The organism is Pediococcus argentinicus (assembly GCF_001437605.1).
GTDB classification, from domain to species: Bacteria; Bacillota; Bacilli; order Lactobacillales; family Lactobacillaceae; genus Pediococcus; species Pediococcus argentinicus.
Map to the genome: position 1 here is coordinate 1 of NZ_JQCQ01000009.1, position 15,651 is coordinate 15,651.

A 15,651-nucleotide genomic window follows, 5' to 3' on the forward strand; every position below is an offset into this window, starting at 1 on the left:
TCCACCCACAATTAAGTTACGCTATGATCTAATTATTAAACGATATTTCTGTTATAATGCTTTATAAACAAGAAAGAAGGCGATTACATGACGGTTCATTTATATTTGGTACGACACGGACAAACAGAATTAAATCGCCAGCATAAATTTCAAGGAAGAACTAACTCAGCTTTGACGTTAAAAGGCGTTGCAGCTGCCAAAAAATTAGCTACTCTTTTAGAACCAATTCATTTCGATAAGGCATACTCAAGTTTTTCTGGTCGAGCCAGTCAGACTTCTCAGTTAATCGCTGATCGACATCATGAATTGAGTGAAATAACGGCTGTTGATGGCCTAAGTGAATATGATTTTGGTGGGCTTGAAGAAAAGCCTGTCTTAGCTTTCTGGCCGTTAGTATTGAAGAACTTAAAGTGGCGCGGACCTTTTCAAATTCTATGGGGTGGTCGACGAGTTGCCAGAATCGTTCATTTGTTCCACGAATTAGACGATACTGGGGCGGCAGAAACGATGGTTCAAGTCAGTTCACGAGCCCGTCAAACAATTCAAAAAATTGCCAGTGATTTAGATGATGGAAATGAGAAGAATGTGCTCATTGTGTCACATGGACTAGTATTAAGTGCCTTTTTATACGCTTTAAATGCCCGAGCAGTTCCTAGACTTCTATTGAAAAATGCGAGCGTTACGCGAGTTGATTTCGAACATGGTCGTTTCCACATTGTAAAAGTTAATGAGACAGCAAAATAAGAGAGTGAGAATAAAGACGGGTTGATTTTGAGCAATAGCATAGGAAACCGAATGATTCGTACTTGGAATCGTTTGGTTTTCGTAGCTATGCGCAGAAATCAGTCTTGATTCTCCGATTTAGACTATTATCAAATGACAATATAAAAGAGGTTGTGGGAAAACGATAGTTTTCTCTCAACCTCTATTTCTTTAATTCAAAAGTATCATCATAATCGGCACTACTGCTAATGATAGTAATGTTGTTTCAGTTACCATAATTGAAGCAAAGTCTGCATCTGCGTTATACAGTTTGGCAACTACCGGAGCGTTAGTCATAACCGGCATGCATGATTGTAAAATGAAGACTTGTTTCATCATGTTAGGCATGTCGCTGTGAGCAACTAAGAGATACATTAGGATTGGTGCAAAGATAAATCTTCCGGAAAGGACGCCTAAACTGTCCTTATTCAATCTCATATTTGAAAGGCCAGCATCGTAAACTGAAATTCCGATAAATAACATAGACAGTGGAATGGTTAATCCACCAAGGTAGGTAAAGGTTTTCGATAATACAACTGGAAGATGAATGTTTAAAACAATTAAGACAATTCCAATTATAAACCCTAGTAATGGAGCGGAGAAAACTTTTTTGATTCCATCTACAAAATTAAATTTAACTTGGGTATTCGGATTATCGCGCTGGATAAAGTACACGCCTAGCGTCCAGAAGATGGTAGTGTTGGCCATGTAGTACACTAGCACGTAAGGCAGACTCTTGGTACCAAAGATAGCTAGATTAATTGGCAGCCCCACAAAAACGGTGTTGGAATTAAAGAACATCGACATGAATAATCCGCGCCGTTTGGGATCGACTTTGATAAATCGAGCAACTATCCATGAGATACCCATCAGGATAAACATTGATAAAACCGGATAACGTAAATTGGGTAACAATTTTGCGAGCTCTGATTTAGAAAAGTCATTAGTCATTGAGATGATCATGTAGGGTGGCAAGGCAATTTGAGTAACTAATTTAGCAATTAATTTTTTAGAATTTTCTGTAAACCAATGTTTAGCAGCTAGAGTATAACCAACTGCAACCATAAGAATAATAATTAGAACTCCTTGAATACTGTTTAGAAATGTAGACATACAATCCGTCCTTTAAAGTTAGTACTTCCATTGTACGGCCTGGTTTGGGAAATAACCAGACGGGTTTCACAAATGAATAAATGATTTTGTTATAAACAAATACTTAAACATGATAGAATTGACCCATGAGAATATAGGAGGAATTGGAATATGATTCAGATACCAAAGGATATGGTCGAATTACGTATTCGATTAGAACAACTTAAAGAACTAGGTGACAACTCAAGCGAAGAAGATGTTATTAAAGATGCTGTTAGTGATAACGCACAAGGATTTTTGGACGAAGCACTTGAAGGACACTATTACTCATGCAAATTGGATGGGGATACTATCACAGTTTATGGGATGATTGATGAACCAGTAGGTACGATTAAATCAACTTCAGGTAGCTTTGTGGATGATTTTAAAAATGATGCTGCATCACTTTTACTTAAATTAGATACAGAAGTTAACAAAATAGTAAGAAACAGCTAGGAGGACGCTATGGCAGTTCAACTCATTGCAAGTGACATCGATGGTACATTTCTAAATGATGAACATACTTTTGATAAGGGCCTTTTTCAACAGCAACTTCAAGAAATGAATGATCGAAACTTAAAGTTTGTTGTGGCTAGTGGAAATCAATATGCCCATTGTCAGGATGTATTTGAAGGCATTGATGGTGATATGACGTATGTGACTGAAAATGGTGGATTGATTGTGGAGCAGGGCAAGATTCTCGATGAGAGTCCGCTTGATCCAAATTTGATGCGTGATTTTTTGGATTACTTGTTTAGTACACCTATTTTTGAAGGAGTTACGGTTATTCTTTCAACGAGAAATCGGGCGTATACAAATGTCACCCCTGATGCTGTAGACTGGGATCTCGATAATTATTTCTATCGCAATTTGATTTCAACTGAGGACTTTAAGTCGGTTAAGGACCCAATCTACAAGATTGATACACATTGGGCCAACTTAGATGATGTGCGTGATAAGGCAGATGTATTGCGTAAAGATCTCGGTAGCCAATTAGGCAGTGTTCTGAGTGGCTTTAGCGGGATTGATATCATGCCATCACATGTCAATAAAGCATATGGACTGCAGCAGCTCCAACATATCTGGAATATTTCTATGGATGAAACTATGGCATTCGGCGATAACGAGAATGATAAGGCTATGCTACAACATGCTCGATTAGGCTATGCAATGAAAAACGCTGCACCAGAGGCTAAAGACGCTACCAAGTTAATTACGCCGCTTGATAACAATGATAGTGGAGTAATGGATTTGATTGGCAAAGTTCTGGACGGACGAGTTAACTAGCACTTGTAATAAATAGACACTTTAACTAGAATTAAAGTGTTAAGCGCGGGTAGTGTAACGGATAGCACATGAGATTTCGGTCCTCATGATGAGGGTTCGACTCCCCCCCTGCGCATAAGAAAAAGACAACCACTTGGTTGTCTTTTTCTTTGCTATTATTTATCGTCGTCTTTGTCTTTCTTCATCGAGTTAATCACACCTTGAGCAGCGTCTTTTGCATCATCCACAGCCTTTTGTGTTTTCTCTTTCGCATCGTCGAATACTTCACGGGCTTTGCCAGCCAAGTTTTGAGCCTTACCTTCTGATTCGGTCTCTTTATCATCAGTTACTTTACCGATAGTTTCTTTAACCTTACCAGATACTTGATCCTTCTTATCATTGAACTTATCTTCTACAGACATATAATAACCTCCTTTAGTATTTGTACATCCTTAACTTAACAAATTATATAATTGTTTGTAAAGATATATGCTTATAGTAAATAGGCAAAAATATGTTAAAAAGTATTAGATTGAGTTACAATTTTAAGTAGAAAGACTAAGGAGGAATACATAATGATTAAAGAATTTAAAGCGTTCATTTCGCGTGGTAGTGTGGTTGATTTAGCTGTTGGTGTAATCATCGGAAGTGCCTTTACGTCAATCGTCAAGTCATTGGTATCTTATATGATAAATCCTTTGATTGGGTTATTTGTTGGAGGAATCAATTTTTCTGATTGGGTCTTTAAAATCAACGATGCCACATTTAAAGTGGGTAGTTTTATTAATGCAGTGATTAACTTTATAATTATAGCTTTTGTGATCTTTTTGATGGTTAAATTGATTAATAAATTTAGAAAAACTGAAACTAAAGAACCAACTAATACGGAAAAATATTTGAAGGATATTCGCGACATGATGAAGAAGAATGATGAGTACTAAAAAAGATGACCTCAAAAGGTCATCTTTTAATTTTTACTATTTTTCCGTTCCAGTATACCAATCAAAACTGTTCAACCAGTAACTAGTGCGATGGTGTTCGTCCATATTATGGATTTCAGTTAAGTCATCTTGGTCAAGTTTAAAGTCAAATACATCAGCATTTTGTTGAATGTATTTAGGATGAACTGACTTAGGAATTGTAATGAAGTCACTTTGTAAATCAAAACGAATCAAGATTTGCGCAGGTGATTTGTGATGTTTTTCAGCAATCTTTTGAATTGTTTCGTTTTGCATCAAGTGACCACCAGTACCGCCAAGTGGAGACCATGCTTCAGGTTGGATTTGTTCAGCCTTTAAGAAGTCTTGTAAATCTGGTTGTTGTAACAATGGGTGGAATTCAACCTGGTTAACCATGGGTTTGATTTCACTTTTAGCCATTAAGGATTTCATGGTTGCTTCAGTGAAGTTGCAGACACCAATAGCGCGAACTTTGCCATCTTTGTATAGTTTTTCAAATGCACGCCATGTTTCAGCCCATTTACCAGCAACTGGCCAATGGATGAGGTATAAGTCTAAGTAATCTAGTTGCAGACGTTTTAAACTTTCGTCAAAGTTCTTCAATGTTGATTCATAGCCTTGATCTTCATTAGCTAATTTAGTTGTGATGAATAAGTCTGAACGTTTCTTACCAGTTGCTTCAAGTCCAGCTTTGATTCCTTCACCAACTTCAGTTTCATTGCCATAAGCTTTGGCTGTATCAATTAAGATATAACCACTTTCGATGGCTGTTTTAACAGCTGTTACAGTATCTTTAGGTTCAGCTTGCCAAACACCGAGACCTAACTTTGGCATTTTAACACCGTTGCTTAATGTAACGGTATCTTCAATTCCACTAATTATGTTAAATTCCCCCTTTTATTCAATATATTCACCATAATACATAACTTTTTAAAAGTATAGTTTTAAGAGTGATAAAATGAACAAAACAACCTTGTGGAGGTATTTAAAATGGAACCTAAACGAATTAACCATATAGCAATTATCGGTACTGACTATGATGCATCAAAAGAGTTTTACGTTTTAAAATTAGGTATGCGCGTTATCAAAGAAACTGTCCGGAGTGTTAAAAATGATGTCAAAATTGATTTAGAATTTGGTGATACCGTGTTTGAACTGTTTATCAAACCAGATGCACCTAAGAGACCTTCATATCCTGAAGCAGCAGGATTACGACATATTGCATTTCAAACGAAAAACATCGAAGCGGATATTGCAGAACTGAAGTCAAAGGATATTCGGGTTGAATCAGTTCGTAGGGATGAACTTAATCACCGTAAAATGACCTTCTTCTTTGACCCAGATGGACTACCATTAGAATTGCACGAGTAAAAATCACTTTGCTTGTTTCCAAATCGATTCCCCGATATTATAAGCCTAAATGAAGAATCGGAAGGTGAATGGTATGAAAATTGGTGTTATTGGAGCAACTGGTAAAGCTGGCGATTTAATTGCCAAAGAGCTAACAGACCGTGGTCATTCCGTGACTGCAATTGTGCGTCATCCGGATAAGCTGCAGGGTGACTGGGATGTGCTTGAAAAGGATTTATTTGATTTGAATACCGATGATTTGACGCCATTTGACGTGGTTGTGGATGCTTTTAATGCTCCACGTGGACAAGAAAACTTGCATAAGATGTCGATTGAACATTTGGCAGATATTCTGAAAAATACTCATGTACGTCTAATGGTAGTGGGTGGAGCTGGTAGTTTATACGTAGATGACCATATTACACGGTTATTTGAAACGCCAAGTTTTCCACCAGCATTCAAACCAACTTCACAAGCAATGGCTGAAAGTTTAGAAAGTTTAGCAAATTCTGATGATCTGAACTGGACATATTTAAGTCCAGCACCTAATTTTATTTTTGGTGGACCACGTAAAAATCAATATGTTTTGGGTAATGATTTAATCATGTCAGATAAAGACGGCAAGAGTGAAATTAGCTATGCTGACTATGCGATTGCAATGGCTGATAAAATTGAAAATGAAGAACATAATCGCGAACATATTAGTGTGATTTGGTAATTATTGTTTGACGGGTCTTTTTTTTCTGATAAGATTCCAGTTAACAAATTAGAAGGAGGACATATAGATGACTAAAGTAGTATTGTGTTGTATGGGACTAACATATCAATCAAGTCCCCAGTATAGTTATCTATCATGTCGCACCTTTGAATAGGCGGGATCAAGTTTTTTAGACTTGTTTTCGTCATCTAAAATCATGATATTAAACGAACTACTCCCGGGCTTGGTCAATCCAACGCCACGGGAGCAGTTTTTATTTTCCACTATAAAATTTGAAAAGGTAGATTTAAATGTTTGAAACTGTCGATAACATTATTAAACGTGATCCAGCAGCTCGGTCTAGATTACAAGTTATATTAACTTATCCTGGTTTCAGAGCATTGAAAGCTTATCGTCTGGCACACAGGTTTTGGAATAATCATCACCTGTTGATGGCTGAGATAATAAGCAATTGGTCGAGAAAGAGAACTGGAATTGATATCCATCCTGGTGCAACCATCGGTGAACGATTATTCATTGATCATGGTATTGGTGTTGTGATTGGCGAAACAGCCGTGATTGGAAATGACGTTACAATTTTACACGGCGTAACGCTTGGATCGCGGCGAGAGGTCGATGGTAAACGGCACCCAACGGTAGGAGATAACGTTTTTATTGGAACGAACGCTTTAATTTTAGGAAATATTACGATAAATAATGATGCAAAGGTGGGCGCAGGTGCAGTGGTACTAAAGGATGTACCAGAAAATGCCACCGCAGTTGGCAACCCAGCTCGAATTTTAAAACAGAAAGAGGAATAATTATGACAATTAAAAAAGAAAGCATTTTAGAATATATCGGACACACACCAATCGTTAAACTTCAACGTTCAACACCAGATGATGCAGCTGATGTTTATGTGAAACTTGAGTTCTTTAATGAAGCAGGATCAGTGAAAGACCCGAATTGCTTTAAAGATGATTGAAGAAGCAGAAAAGAGTGGCAAATTAACAGATGATGTTACGTTGATTGAACCAACTTCAGGTAATACTGGAATTGGAATTGCTGCTGTGGCTGCTGCTAAAGGTTACAAAGCACTACTAGTAATGCCTGACACTGCAAGTGAGGAACGTAAACAATTAATGCGTGCTTATGGCGCAGAATTAATTGAAACTCCTGGTGCTGAAGGAATCGGTGGTGCCATTAAACTTGTTAATGAATATGTTGAAAAGGGCGGGTACTTACGTCTTGGTCAATTTATCAATGACCTTAATCCACAAGCTCATTACGAAACAACCGGACCCGAAATTGTGGATTATTTCGATGGTACTCGAGATGCATTTGTCGCTGGAATTGGAACCGGTGGAACTATCTCAGGTACTGGTAAGTTTTTAAAAGAAACTAATCCAGAGGTTGATATTGTTGGGGTTGAACCAGCTACATCTGCTGTACTAAACGGTGGACAACCTGGTAAACATCCAATTCAAGGTATTGGCACTGGATTTGTTCCAGATGTACTAGATACAAAAATTTATAATTCTGTTTCAGACGTCACCGGTGATCAAGCTAAAGAAACTGCACAATTAATTGCTCGCCAAGAAGGAATCTTATTAGGATTCTCAGGTGGTGCAGCGGTATACGCCGCAATCGAAAAGGCTAAAACAATGAAGTCCGGTCAAAAAGTATTAGCACTTGCTGCTGATAACGGTGAGAGATATTTATCAACACCACTTTACAAATAATTAATTTAAAATCTTACAGTCGAGAATTTATTTTAAAAATAATCAATCAAAAAGCCGCAATTCCAACGTCCAGGAATTACGGCTTTTCTTATTATATTTTCTTTGAAATCAAATAGTTCTTACCTTCATCAGTAGTGCTCTTTTTAATCATATCGTTCACAAAAAAAATAGCGTACTCTTCATGTTTTTGTGGATCTGAAACCACTACGAGTTCTTTACCTTCAGTATCTTTATGTTTGAAAATTTGACCGCTACGAACGGCTTCGTTGTAATCATGAAAATTACCAATTGAGTCACCCGGATTGAAAAATACTTCTTCACTCATACTATCAACTCCTATCACTCTTAATAACTTAACTATAGTTAAAATAGAATGAAAACGCAATTATTAAGTGCTAGATAACTAATTTAGTTTATATAAGATGTCTACCGCATATTGACCGACTAACTGCATAGTTGAAAGGACGGAAATTCGGTCGGCTGCCCCAGAAGTGAGAAATGCGATATCAATAGCGTGGTGATTACCAATCAGACGAACAACATCATGATCAGTCCGACTTCCTTCACCAGTTAAATTCAAGACTTGGACCTGGGACATACTTTCAACAAAGGCTGCCGAAACCTTATCTTTAGATTGTTGATTAAATAGTAATCGTTTAGCTAAAGGTTGACCTTCAGTTGATAAATCTAAAATGGATGTGAGCATTTTTAATGAATCGGCTGCTGAGATCTTATTATCATGTCCAGATTGCAAACTACTTTGATCCATAAAGAATCTTTCGAAGGTCGTTGAAGTATAAGGGCTACGTTTTAACCATTGTTGAAGCGTACCGGGGCCAATGCTACCAATGATGGCATTAGCTGCTGTATTATCTTCTGCTGAAATCGCAAAGACTAACAATTCTTCGAGTGTCCAAGTTCGTTCATTGAGATGTTGTAAAATTCCTTTACCACCAACGATATGTTGCGGTGCAATACTGATGCTTTGCTGAAGATTAAGACGGCCACGACTCAGTTGATCCATCACGTATGCTAGTAGCATTAATTTGGTTAAACCAGTTGCTGGATGAACAAAATCGGGATTAGAGTTAATGAACTCCTGACCATCAATGTGCATTTTTAAAGAAGTATTCCCATTAATTTTCTTTAGAGCTTCTAGTATTTCACTGCGCATAATTTGTAGTTGGTCATTCAAAAAATCCATCTCCCCTGTATAAAGTCATTAGTGACATTATAAAAGAAAAATGGATTTACTTGCATTAAATTAATGTAACAACTATAAGCTGGTAAGGATTTCCTTCTTATATTTAAGGAAATCTTCGGTCAATTCAAAATCATCCGTTCGTTTTTGTGGTGAATCAATGACGAGTTCTTTGGTAATAGTTGCAGGTTGACCACTAAGAATGTAAACCCGGTCCGATAAGGTTACTGCTTCATCAACACTGTGAGTGATTAGAAGAGTAGTCGTCCCAATCTTCTGATTTAAATCTAAATACCATTTATAAATATTGCGCTTTGTTAATTCATCGAGGGCACTAAATGGTTCATCTAAAAGATTAACGTTTTTGGAAGCAAGGTAGGTTCTGAGTAGTGCTGCGCGTTGACGCATGCCACCGGACAGTTGGTTCGGATACTTGTTTTCGGTACCTTCTAAACCAAATATTTTAAATGCCGGTGCGGCCTTTTGGATGGCTTCTTTTTTACTAGTATTCTTGATGATACTTGGTAAAATGGCATTTCCCATGATTGTCCGATAGGGAAGCAGTAAGTCCTTTTGCAACATATAACTGAAGAAACCACTTTGACCAGTAATATCTTGTTGGTTATAAATTACTTGTCCTTGATCAGGATTTGAAATTCCAGCAACGATATTGAAGAGAGTGGTTTTTCCAACCCCGCTGACACCAAGAATTGAGACAATCTCATGTGAATCAACATGAATGGAGATGTCGTTTAAAATTTGGTGACTTCCAAAACTCTTTTTAATATTTTTGATTTCGATTTGGTCCAATTATTGATCCTCTTTTGGTAAATATTGATTTGTGAATCCAGCGTTATGAGCTAATTTTTGATCAACTAACTTATGATCGTCTAACCAGCTGTAGAACTTGTTCCAGCGCTTCTCATCGATGGCACCGAATTGACCAGATTTAGTTAGATAGTATTTTGAAAGATAATTTTGACTTGCATAGATAAGCTTTTCATTACTCTTTAGTTCACTAACTGAATCTAATAAAATTTTAGCACTTGAACGAGGGTTCTTAGCTGCATAAGTGTAACCTTTAGCAGTTGCTTTCATGAACCGCTTAGCAACATCAGGATTATTCTTTAAGTAGCTGGTGTTACTGATAATAGTTGGTGTGTAGTAATCGAACGTATCGTTAATAGAACGGAAACTAAAGTAATTAGTAGGGAACTTCTTAACTTCAGCATTGATACCAGCCCAGCCATAGAAAATCCATAAGTCATCTGTTTGGTGAGCCTTTAATGCAGCTACTTCATCGGTGATATTGTTAGGAATCTTTTTGATCTTACTGTAGTCACCGTGGTCATCTTTAACAACTTGTTTAATAATGGCTTGTTCAGTAGGAAGATTCCAAGTTGCATAACGCTTGCCTTGCATATCCTTAGGGCTCTTAATATTATCGGCTTTACGAGACATGATTCCAGAAGTGTTATGTTGCAAAATGGCACCAACAGATGTGATTGGTAAAGAATTCTCACGTCCAATTGCATCAGCTTGTGTATCTTGAGCTGAAATACCAAATTGAGCTTTTCCACTAGCAACAACTTGTTCAGCGCCGTCCTTAGGTGGTTGAACGAATTTAACATTGAGATGTTCTTTTTTGAAATAACCTTTTTCTTTAGCTACATATAAACCAGTATGGTTGGTGTTAGGGGTCCAGTCTAGAACAACGGTAATGTCTTTAGTTTTAGCTGAATCTTTTTTTGAACCACAACTTGCTAAAAATAAAACGGATGATAGTAGTGCAATGGTTAAACTAATTCGACGAACGACTTTGTTCATGATGAGAATTCCTCCAGGGAGTCATAATTTTTTGTAGTAGATTTACAAGGAAAATCAAAAGCAGACTAATTATTGAAATGAGAAAGATAACCGCAAACATTTTATCGTAAGAGTAAGCCTTCATCACTCGTGTCATATAAACTCCAAGACCATTGAAACCACCAACCCATTCAGCAATTACTGCGCTGACTACTGAGTATGCCACGGAAATCTTTAAACTTGCGAAGAAATTATCGATTGAGCTAGGAAATTTAACGTAGTAATAGATTTTCCAGCGACTAGCTCCAAATGTTTTCATCAAAGTAATTAGATCATGATCGGTTGAACGAAATCCATCTAACATTTCCACTGCAACTGGGAAGAAAGTTGTAATCGTGATTAAAACAACTTTGGGCATAATTCCATAACCGAACCAAAGAATTAAAAGTGGTGCGATTGCGACGGTTGGAACCGTTTGGCTAATCACAAGAAGAGGATAGACGGCCCGGTAGATGGGTTCAAACATATCCATAACTAATGCGATTAAAAGACCTAAGATAATTCCTAAGAGTAAGCCCCAAAGAGCTTCTAAAAGGGTAATCCACATGTTGCTCATTAAATTTCCAAAATCAGAGACAAATGCCTCTATTACTGAAATAGGTGACGGTAACATATAAGTTGGGATGATATTTAACTGACTAATTATCTGCCAAATAATTAGTAAACCTAAAATTACAATGCCAGGAAGAAGATTAATGTTGGTACTTGTCGATTTTTTCATGAATACCTAGAACCTGTCCCTCCGGTTTGTAGTCAATTTTGACGTAAGTCATGATATGTGGAGCACCGGCCTTAGCAGCCATCAGGTTGATTTGTTTAACGATATCCATTAATTGGTCGTAATCACCTTCGATTGTTGTTTCGAAAGCACTAACCTCATAGCTGACACCGGTTGATTGAATATATTCAATCGCAGCATCAACGACTGATACTAATTTCTTTTCATCTTCCATCATTGGTAAAACTTGAATTGCAACACTTGCATCCATTGTGAGTCCTCCTTAAAAGTAAAAAAATAAGCTGACCGAAAATTCGGCCAGCTTTTTATTTGAAGTAAAAGTTTAAATTGAATAGATTTAGCCTAAATAGCTAAAATCGACATTTATTCTACTTCCTGCGCTGGCATTATCCATTTCAGGTTCGAGGGTCAGAAGTCGCTACTTCAATCTCAGCCGGGAACGCCCAGCACCCCTGTATGTTTTTTAGTATAACCGCTTTCAGTATGAAATGTAAATGATTTGTTTTAAAAGTTAAAACCGAACTTTGGAATGTGGCTTTGACTATTTAGTTCGTTATTTATACGTTAAACGGTTGAATAAAGTTTTGCGTCATGTTATATTTTAATCAAATGCGATGTATAAAACCTTGGAGGAAAGAAAATGTCCGTGTTTGACTACGATGATATTCAACTAGTACCGAATAAATGTGTGATTGAGAGTAGAAGTGAGGCTGATACTTCAATTAAGTTTGGCCCAATGACCTTTAAAATTCCGGTTGTACCCGCTAATATGGCGAGCGTAATTGATGATGATTTAGCAATTCAACTTGCTCAAAATCAATATTTCTATATCATGCACCGCTTTGCACCAGAGACTCGCGTTGATTTTGTGAAGAAAATGCACGATCAAGATTTATTTGCTTCTATTAGTGTAGGAATTAAAAAAGAAGAATATGATTTCATTGATGAATTAAAGGATAAAAAACTAGTTCCGGAGTACATCACAATTGATGTCGCCCATGGACACTCTGACTTTGTGATTAAAATGATTCAGTATATTAAAGAAAAACTTCCTGAAAGTTTTGTGATTGCTGGAAATGTAGCAACACCAGACGCAATCCGCGATTTGGAAAATGCTGGAGCAGATGCTACTAAAGTAGGAGTTGGGCCTGGTAAGGCTTGTATTACGAAGCTAAAAACTGGATTTGGTACTGGTGGCTGGCAATTAGCAGCACTTCGTTTATGCAGTAAGGCTGCGCGTAAACCAATTATTGCCGATGGTGGAATCAGACACAATGGAGATATTGCTAAGTCTGTCAGATTTGGTGCTTCAATGGTAATGATTGGATCAATGTTAGCCGGACATGTTGAATCTCCCGGTAATTTAATTAAAATCGATGGTAAAAATTACAAACAATATTGGGGTTCTGCTTCTGAAACACAAAAGGGAGCTTACCGTAATGTTGAAGGTAAACAAATGCTAGTTCCATTTAAAGGATCAATCGATGACACTCTAGTTGAAATGCAAGAAGATTTGCAATCAAGTATTTCCTACGCCGGTGGTCGTGACCTTGAATCAATCACTAAAGTTGATTATGTGGTGGTGAAGGATTCGATTATGGAAAGAAATTAGTCTAAATGAATTTTGGAGAGCCCTAACAGGCTCTTTTTTGTATAGATGAATGAAAAAGTTATTGACTACACACGATTAAAATATTATTATAATTGTAGTTTCTTTTTAATTTCTTTTTAATTTTAGAAACTGACAACACGTACTACTTATTAACTTAGTCATTGTGAGTAGAGAACAGCTCCGTTCTTATGTATGACGGTTTCTAAGATTAGGCGGCTAGGAGAAATCCTGCCGTTTTTATTTTAACTTTTAATGAGGTGATGGGTATGACAAAGGTAAATGTGAAGGATATTGATTGGAATAATTTAGGATTTGAGTATATGGATTTACCTTATCGGTTCACATCTCATTTTAAAAATGGTGAATGGCAGGATGCTGGATTAGTAGAAGATAGTACATTACATATTAGTGAAGCATCACCAGTATTGCACTACGGACAAGCAGTGTTTGAAGGTATGAAAGCCTATCGAACGCCTGAAGATAAAGTTCAATTGTTTCGTCCAGATCAAAATGCCGCAAGAATGAAAAAATCATGTGAAAGATTGTTAATGCCAGCATTCCCAGAAGATCAATTTGTGGAAGCTGTTAAATCTGTTGTGAAAGCAAATATTGATTTTGTACCACCATATGGCACCGGCGCAACGTTGTATTTACGGCCATTAATGATTGGAACTGGTAGTACGATTGGTGTGCATCCGGCTGATGAATATATTTTCACAATCTTTGCAATGCCAGTTGGTAACTATTTCAAGGGTGGTTTATCACCAGTTAATTTCATTACTTCAGATTACGATCGAGCTGCTCATCGTGGAACGGGTCAAAGCAAAGTCGGTGGGAATTATGCTGCAAGTTTATTACCTGGGGATGAAGCTCATAAACAAGGATTTGCTGACTGTGTGTATTTGGATCCAGTCGAGCACCGTAAAATTGAAGAAGTTGGTTCTGCGAACTTTTTTGGAATTACTAAGAACAATATTTTTAGAACGCCCAAGTCACCATCGATTTTGCCAAGTATTACAAAATATTCACTTTTGTGGTTGGCAGAAAATCGTTTAGGTTTAAAAGCTGAAGAAGCAGATGTTTTTGTGGATCAATTAGATGACTACAAAGAAGCTGGTGCTTGTGGCACTGCAGCAGTCATTTCACCAATTGGTGGATTACAACATAATGGAAAATTACACGTTTTTTATAGTGAAACAGAAGTTGGACCAATTACAAGTAAGTTGTTTGAAACATTAACAGGAATTCAATTTGGTACAGTTGAGGCTCCCGAAGGTTGGGTCCAGACTGTCGAATAAAAAGGAGAAATAAGATATGCGAAAATTTGGTGTTATTGGAGTCGGACATGTAGGGGTCACTGTGGCCTACACATTAGTTACAAAAGGAATTGCAGACGAATTAGTATTAATTGATAAGGATCAGAAACGAGCAGTGGCGGAACAACTAGATTTACAGGATGCACAAGCTCGATTAGATACAACGACCAATGTGAAGATTCAAGACTACGCAGAGTTAAAGGATGCTGATGTAGTATTCATTACAGCTGGCCGTATTAAAGCAATTAGTGAATCAAAGACTGGTAGCCGCTGGGCGGAGTTCGAATACACACGCAAAATTGTGAAAGATATTGCACCACAATTAAAAGACTCTGGATTTCACGGAGTAGTGATTGTGACAATGAATCCATGTGACGCAATTACACAATACTTACAACAAGAAACTGGCTTTGATTTTAATAAGGTCATCGCAACTGGTACCTTCTTGGATACTACTCGTATGCAACGAGTGGTTGCTGAAAAGTTCGGTGTTAATTCTAAGAACGTTGAAGGATACGTAATGGGTGAACACGGTGGATCTCAATTTGTTGCTTGGTCAACGGTCCGTGTCAATGGTCGTCCTATTCAAGAATTGGCCGAGTTAAATCATTTGGAATTAGACTATGATGATTTAGAAGAACAAGCTCGTCGTGGTGGTTGGTATATTCACCAAGGAAAGGGCTATACCAGTTTTTGTATTGCAACCTGTGCTGTTAAATTAGGACAAGCTGTCATTTCAGATGCACAGTTGGCATGTCCCGTTTCAATGTTAAATGATAAGTACCAAACCTATGTTGGACAACCAGCAGTTATTGGTGCACAAGGGGTTACAGCAACTATTGATCCTAAATTAACTGACGAAGAAGAAACAAAACTTGCTCATTCAGCAGAAACAATTAAAGAAAAATTTATCACAATGTAAAATTTTTCTAATCTCGCTTGGCACTAAGTAAAGGGAACACTTTTACTCGGTCAAGTGAGATTTTTTTTGCAAAAAATTAAAAAGAAAG

Annotated in this window: 19 protein-coding genes, 1 tRNA gene, 1 pseudogene and 1 riboswitch; of the genes and pseudogenes, 12 read left to right on the forward strand and 9 right to left on the reverse strand. The window is 37.3% G+C overall.

From position 1 onward, the window contains the following. Nucleotides 1-87 precede the first annotated feature (87 nt). The gene (locus IV88_RS03245) at nt 88-744 is read left to right on the forward strand and encodes a histidine phosphatase family protein (RefSeq protein WP_057798708.1); all 657 of its coding nucleotides are present in this window, start codon (nt 88-90) and stop codon (nt 742-744) included. A 189-nt stretch (nt 745-933) separates the two neighbouring features. Here the strand turns inward: IV88_RS03245 and IV88_RS03250 are convergent, their stop codons facing one another. Beyond that, on the reverse strand, nt 934-1,875 hold the full coding sequence (locus IV88_RS03250) for an AEC family transporter (protein WP_057798710.1): 942 nt from the start codon (nt 1,873-1,875) through the stop codon (nt 934-936). A 150-nt stretch (nt 1,876-2,025) separates the two neighbouring features. Between IV88_RS03250 and IV88_RS03255 the strand changes: the two genes are divergently transcribed. The 3 genes from IV88_RS03255 to IV88_RS03265 all read left to right on the forward strand — a co-directional run bounded on the left by IV88_RS03255 (nt 2,026) and on the right by IV88_RS03265 (nt 3,295). Next, entirely contained in the window at nt 2,026-2,349 is a 324-nt protein-coding gene (locus IV88_RS03255; protein WP_057798712.1) for a hypothetical protein, read from the forward strand. Nucleotides 2,350-2,358: 9 nt separating this feature from the next. Beyond that, complete coding sequence (locus IV88_RS03260; RefSeq protein WP_057798714.1) at nt 2,359-3,180, forward strand: Cof-type HAD-IIB family hydrolase; 822 nt, start codon at nt 2,359-2,361, stop codon at nt 3,178-3,180. Nucleotides 3,181-3,223: 43 nt separating this feature from the next. Next, nucleotides 3,224-3,295 (forward strand) — tRNA-Arg (locus IV88_RS03265). A 40-nt stretch (nt 3,296-3,335) separates the two neighbouring features. On the opposite strand, the gene IV88_RS03270 is transcribed toward IV88_RS03265, so the two are convergent. Next, entirely contained in the window at nt 3,336-3,581 is a 246-nt protein-coding gene (locus IV88_RS03270) for a CsbD family protein (protein WP_057798716.1), read from the reverse strand. A 153-nt stretch (nt 3,582-3,734) separates the two neighbouring features. Here IV88_RS03270 and mscL point away from each other — a divergent pair, with 153 nt between their 5' ends. Further along, on the forward strand, nt 3,735-4,100 hold the full coding sequence (gene mscL, locus IV88_RS03275; protein ID WP_057798718.1) for a large conductance mechanosensitive channel protein MscL: 366 nt from the start codon (nt 3,735-3,737) through the stop codon (nt 4,098-4,100). Between the two features lie 36 nt (nt 4,101-4,136). On the opposite strand, the gene IV88_RS03280 is transcribed toward mscL, so the two are convergent. Next, on the reverse strand, nt 4,137-4,952 hold the full coding sequence (locus IV88_RS03280) for an aldo/keto reductase (protein WP_057798719.1): 816 nt from the start codon (nt 4,950-4,952) through the stop codon (nt 4,137-4,139). A 156-nt stretch (nt 4,953-5,108) separates the two neighbouring features. Here IV88_RS03280 and gloA2 point away from each other — a divergent pair, with 156 nt between their 5' ends. From gloA2 to cysK, 4 genes and pseudogenes are all read left to right on the forward strand, one after another. Continuing rightward, the gene (gene gloA2, locus IV88_RS03285; protein WP_057798720.1) at nt 5,109-5,489 is read left to right on the forward strand and encodes an SMU1112c/YaeR family gloxylase I-like metalloprotein; all 381 of its coding nucleotides are present in this window, start codon (nt 5,109-5,111) and stop codon (nt 5,487-5,489) included. A 73-nt stretch (nt 5,490-5,562) separates the two neighbouring features. Then, nucleotides 5,563-6,186, forward strand: a complete 624-nt coding sequence (locus tag IV88_RS03290; RefSeq protein WP_057798721.1) for an NAD(P)-dependent oxidoreductase — start codon at nt 5,563-5,565, stop codon at nt 6,184-6,186. 290 nt (nt 6,187-6,476) lie between these two features. Then, entirely contained in the window at nt 6,477-6,986 is a 510-nt protein-coding gene (cysE, locus tag IV88_RS03295) for a serine O-acetyltransferase (RefSeq protein ID WP_057798723.1), read from the forward strand. A gap of 2 nt (nt 6,987-6,988) precedes the next feature. Next, nucleotides 6,989-7,907, forward strand: a pseudogene (cysK, locus tag IV88_RS03300) (cysteine synthase A). Between the two features lie 91 nt (nt 7,908-7,998). Here cysK and IV88_RS03305 read toward each other — a convergent pair. From IV88_RS03305 to IV88_RS03330, 6 genes are all read right to left on the reverse strand, one after another. Next, nucleotides 7,999-8,232, reverse strand: a complete 234-nt coding sequence (locus tag IV88_RS03305) for a hypothetical protein (protein ID WP_057798725.1) — start codon at nt 8,230-8,232, stop codon at nt 7,999-8,001. Nucleotides 8,233-8,310: 78 nt separating this feature from the next. Next, nucleotides 8,311-9,102, reverse strand: coding sequence for a serine hydrolase (locus IV88_RS03310; protein WP_057798727.1), 792 nt, complete (start codon nt 9,100-9,102; stop codon nt 8,311-8,313). 81 nt (nt 9,103-9,183) lie between these two features. Next, nucleotides 9,184-9,918 (reverse strand): ABC transporter ATP-binding protein, encoded by a 735-nt coding sequence (locus tag IV88_RS03315; RefSeq protein ID WP_057798729.1) that lies wholly within the window; start codon nt 9,916-9,918, stop codon nt 9,184-9,186. Next, complete coding sequence (locus tag IV88_RS03320) at nt 9,919-10,935, reverse strand: ABC transporter substrate-binding protein (protein WP_057798731.1); 1,017 nt, start codon at nt 10,933-10,935, stop codon at nt 9,919-9,921. Beyond that, nucleotides 10,910-11,695 (reverse strand): ABC transporter permease, encoded by a 786-nt coding sequence (locus tag IV88_RS03325; protein ID WP_057798733.1) that lies wholly within the window; start codon nt 11,693-11,695, stop codon nt 10,910-10,912. The genes IV88_RS03320 and IV88_RS03325 overlap by 26 nt, the downstream gene beginning before the upstream one ends. After that, nucleotides 11,667-11,963, reverse strand: a complete 297-nt coding sequence (locus tag IV88_RS03330) for a thiamine-binding protein (protein WP_057798735.1) — start codon at nt 11,961-11,963, stop codon at nt 11,667-11,669. The genes IV88_RS03325 and IV88_RS03330 overlap by 29 nt, the downstream gene beginning before the upstream one ends. A gap of 105 nt (nt 11,964-12,068) precedes the next feature. Then, nucleotides 12,069-12,177, reverse strand: a riboswitch (TPP riboswitch). A gap of 176 nt (nt 12,178-12,353) precedes the next feature. Here IV88_RS03330 and IV88_RS03335 point away from each other — a divergent pair. The 3 genes from IV88_RS03335 to IV88_RS03345 all read left to right on the forward strand — a co-directional run bounded on the left by IV88_RS03335 (nt 12,354) and on the right by IV88_RS03345 (nt 15,563). After that, nucleotides 12,354-13,325 (forward strand): GMP reductase, encoded by a 972-nt coding sequence (locus IV88_RS03335; protein WP_057798737.1) that lies wholly within the window; start codon nt 12,354-12,356, stop codon nt 13,323-13,325. Between the two features lie 266 nt (nt 13,326-13,591). Continuing rightward, nucleotides 13,592-14,623, forward strand: a complete 1,032-nt coding sequence (locus IV88_RS03340; RefSeq protein WP_057798738.1) for a branched-chain amino acid aminotransferase — start codon at nt 13,592-13,594, stop codon at nt 14,621-14,623. 16 nt (nt 14,624-14,639) lie between these two features. Beyond that, nucleotides 14,640-15,563, forward strand: coding sequence for an L-lactate dehydrogenase (locus IV88_RS03345; protein WP_057798740.1), 924 nt, complete (start codon nt 14,640-14,642; stop codon nt 15,561-15,563). The last annotated feature ends 88 nt before the right edge of the window (nt 15,564-15,651 follow it).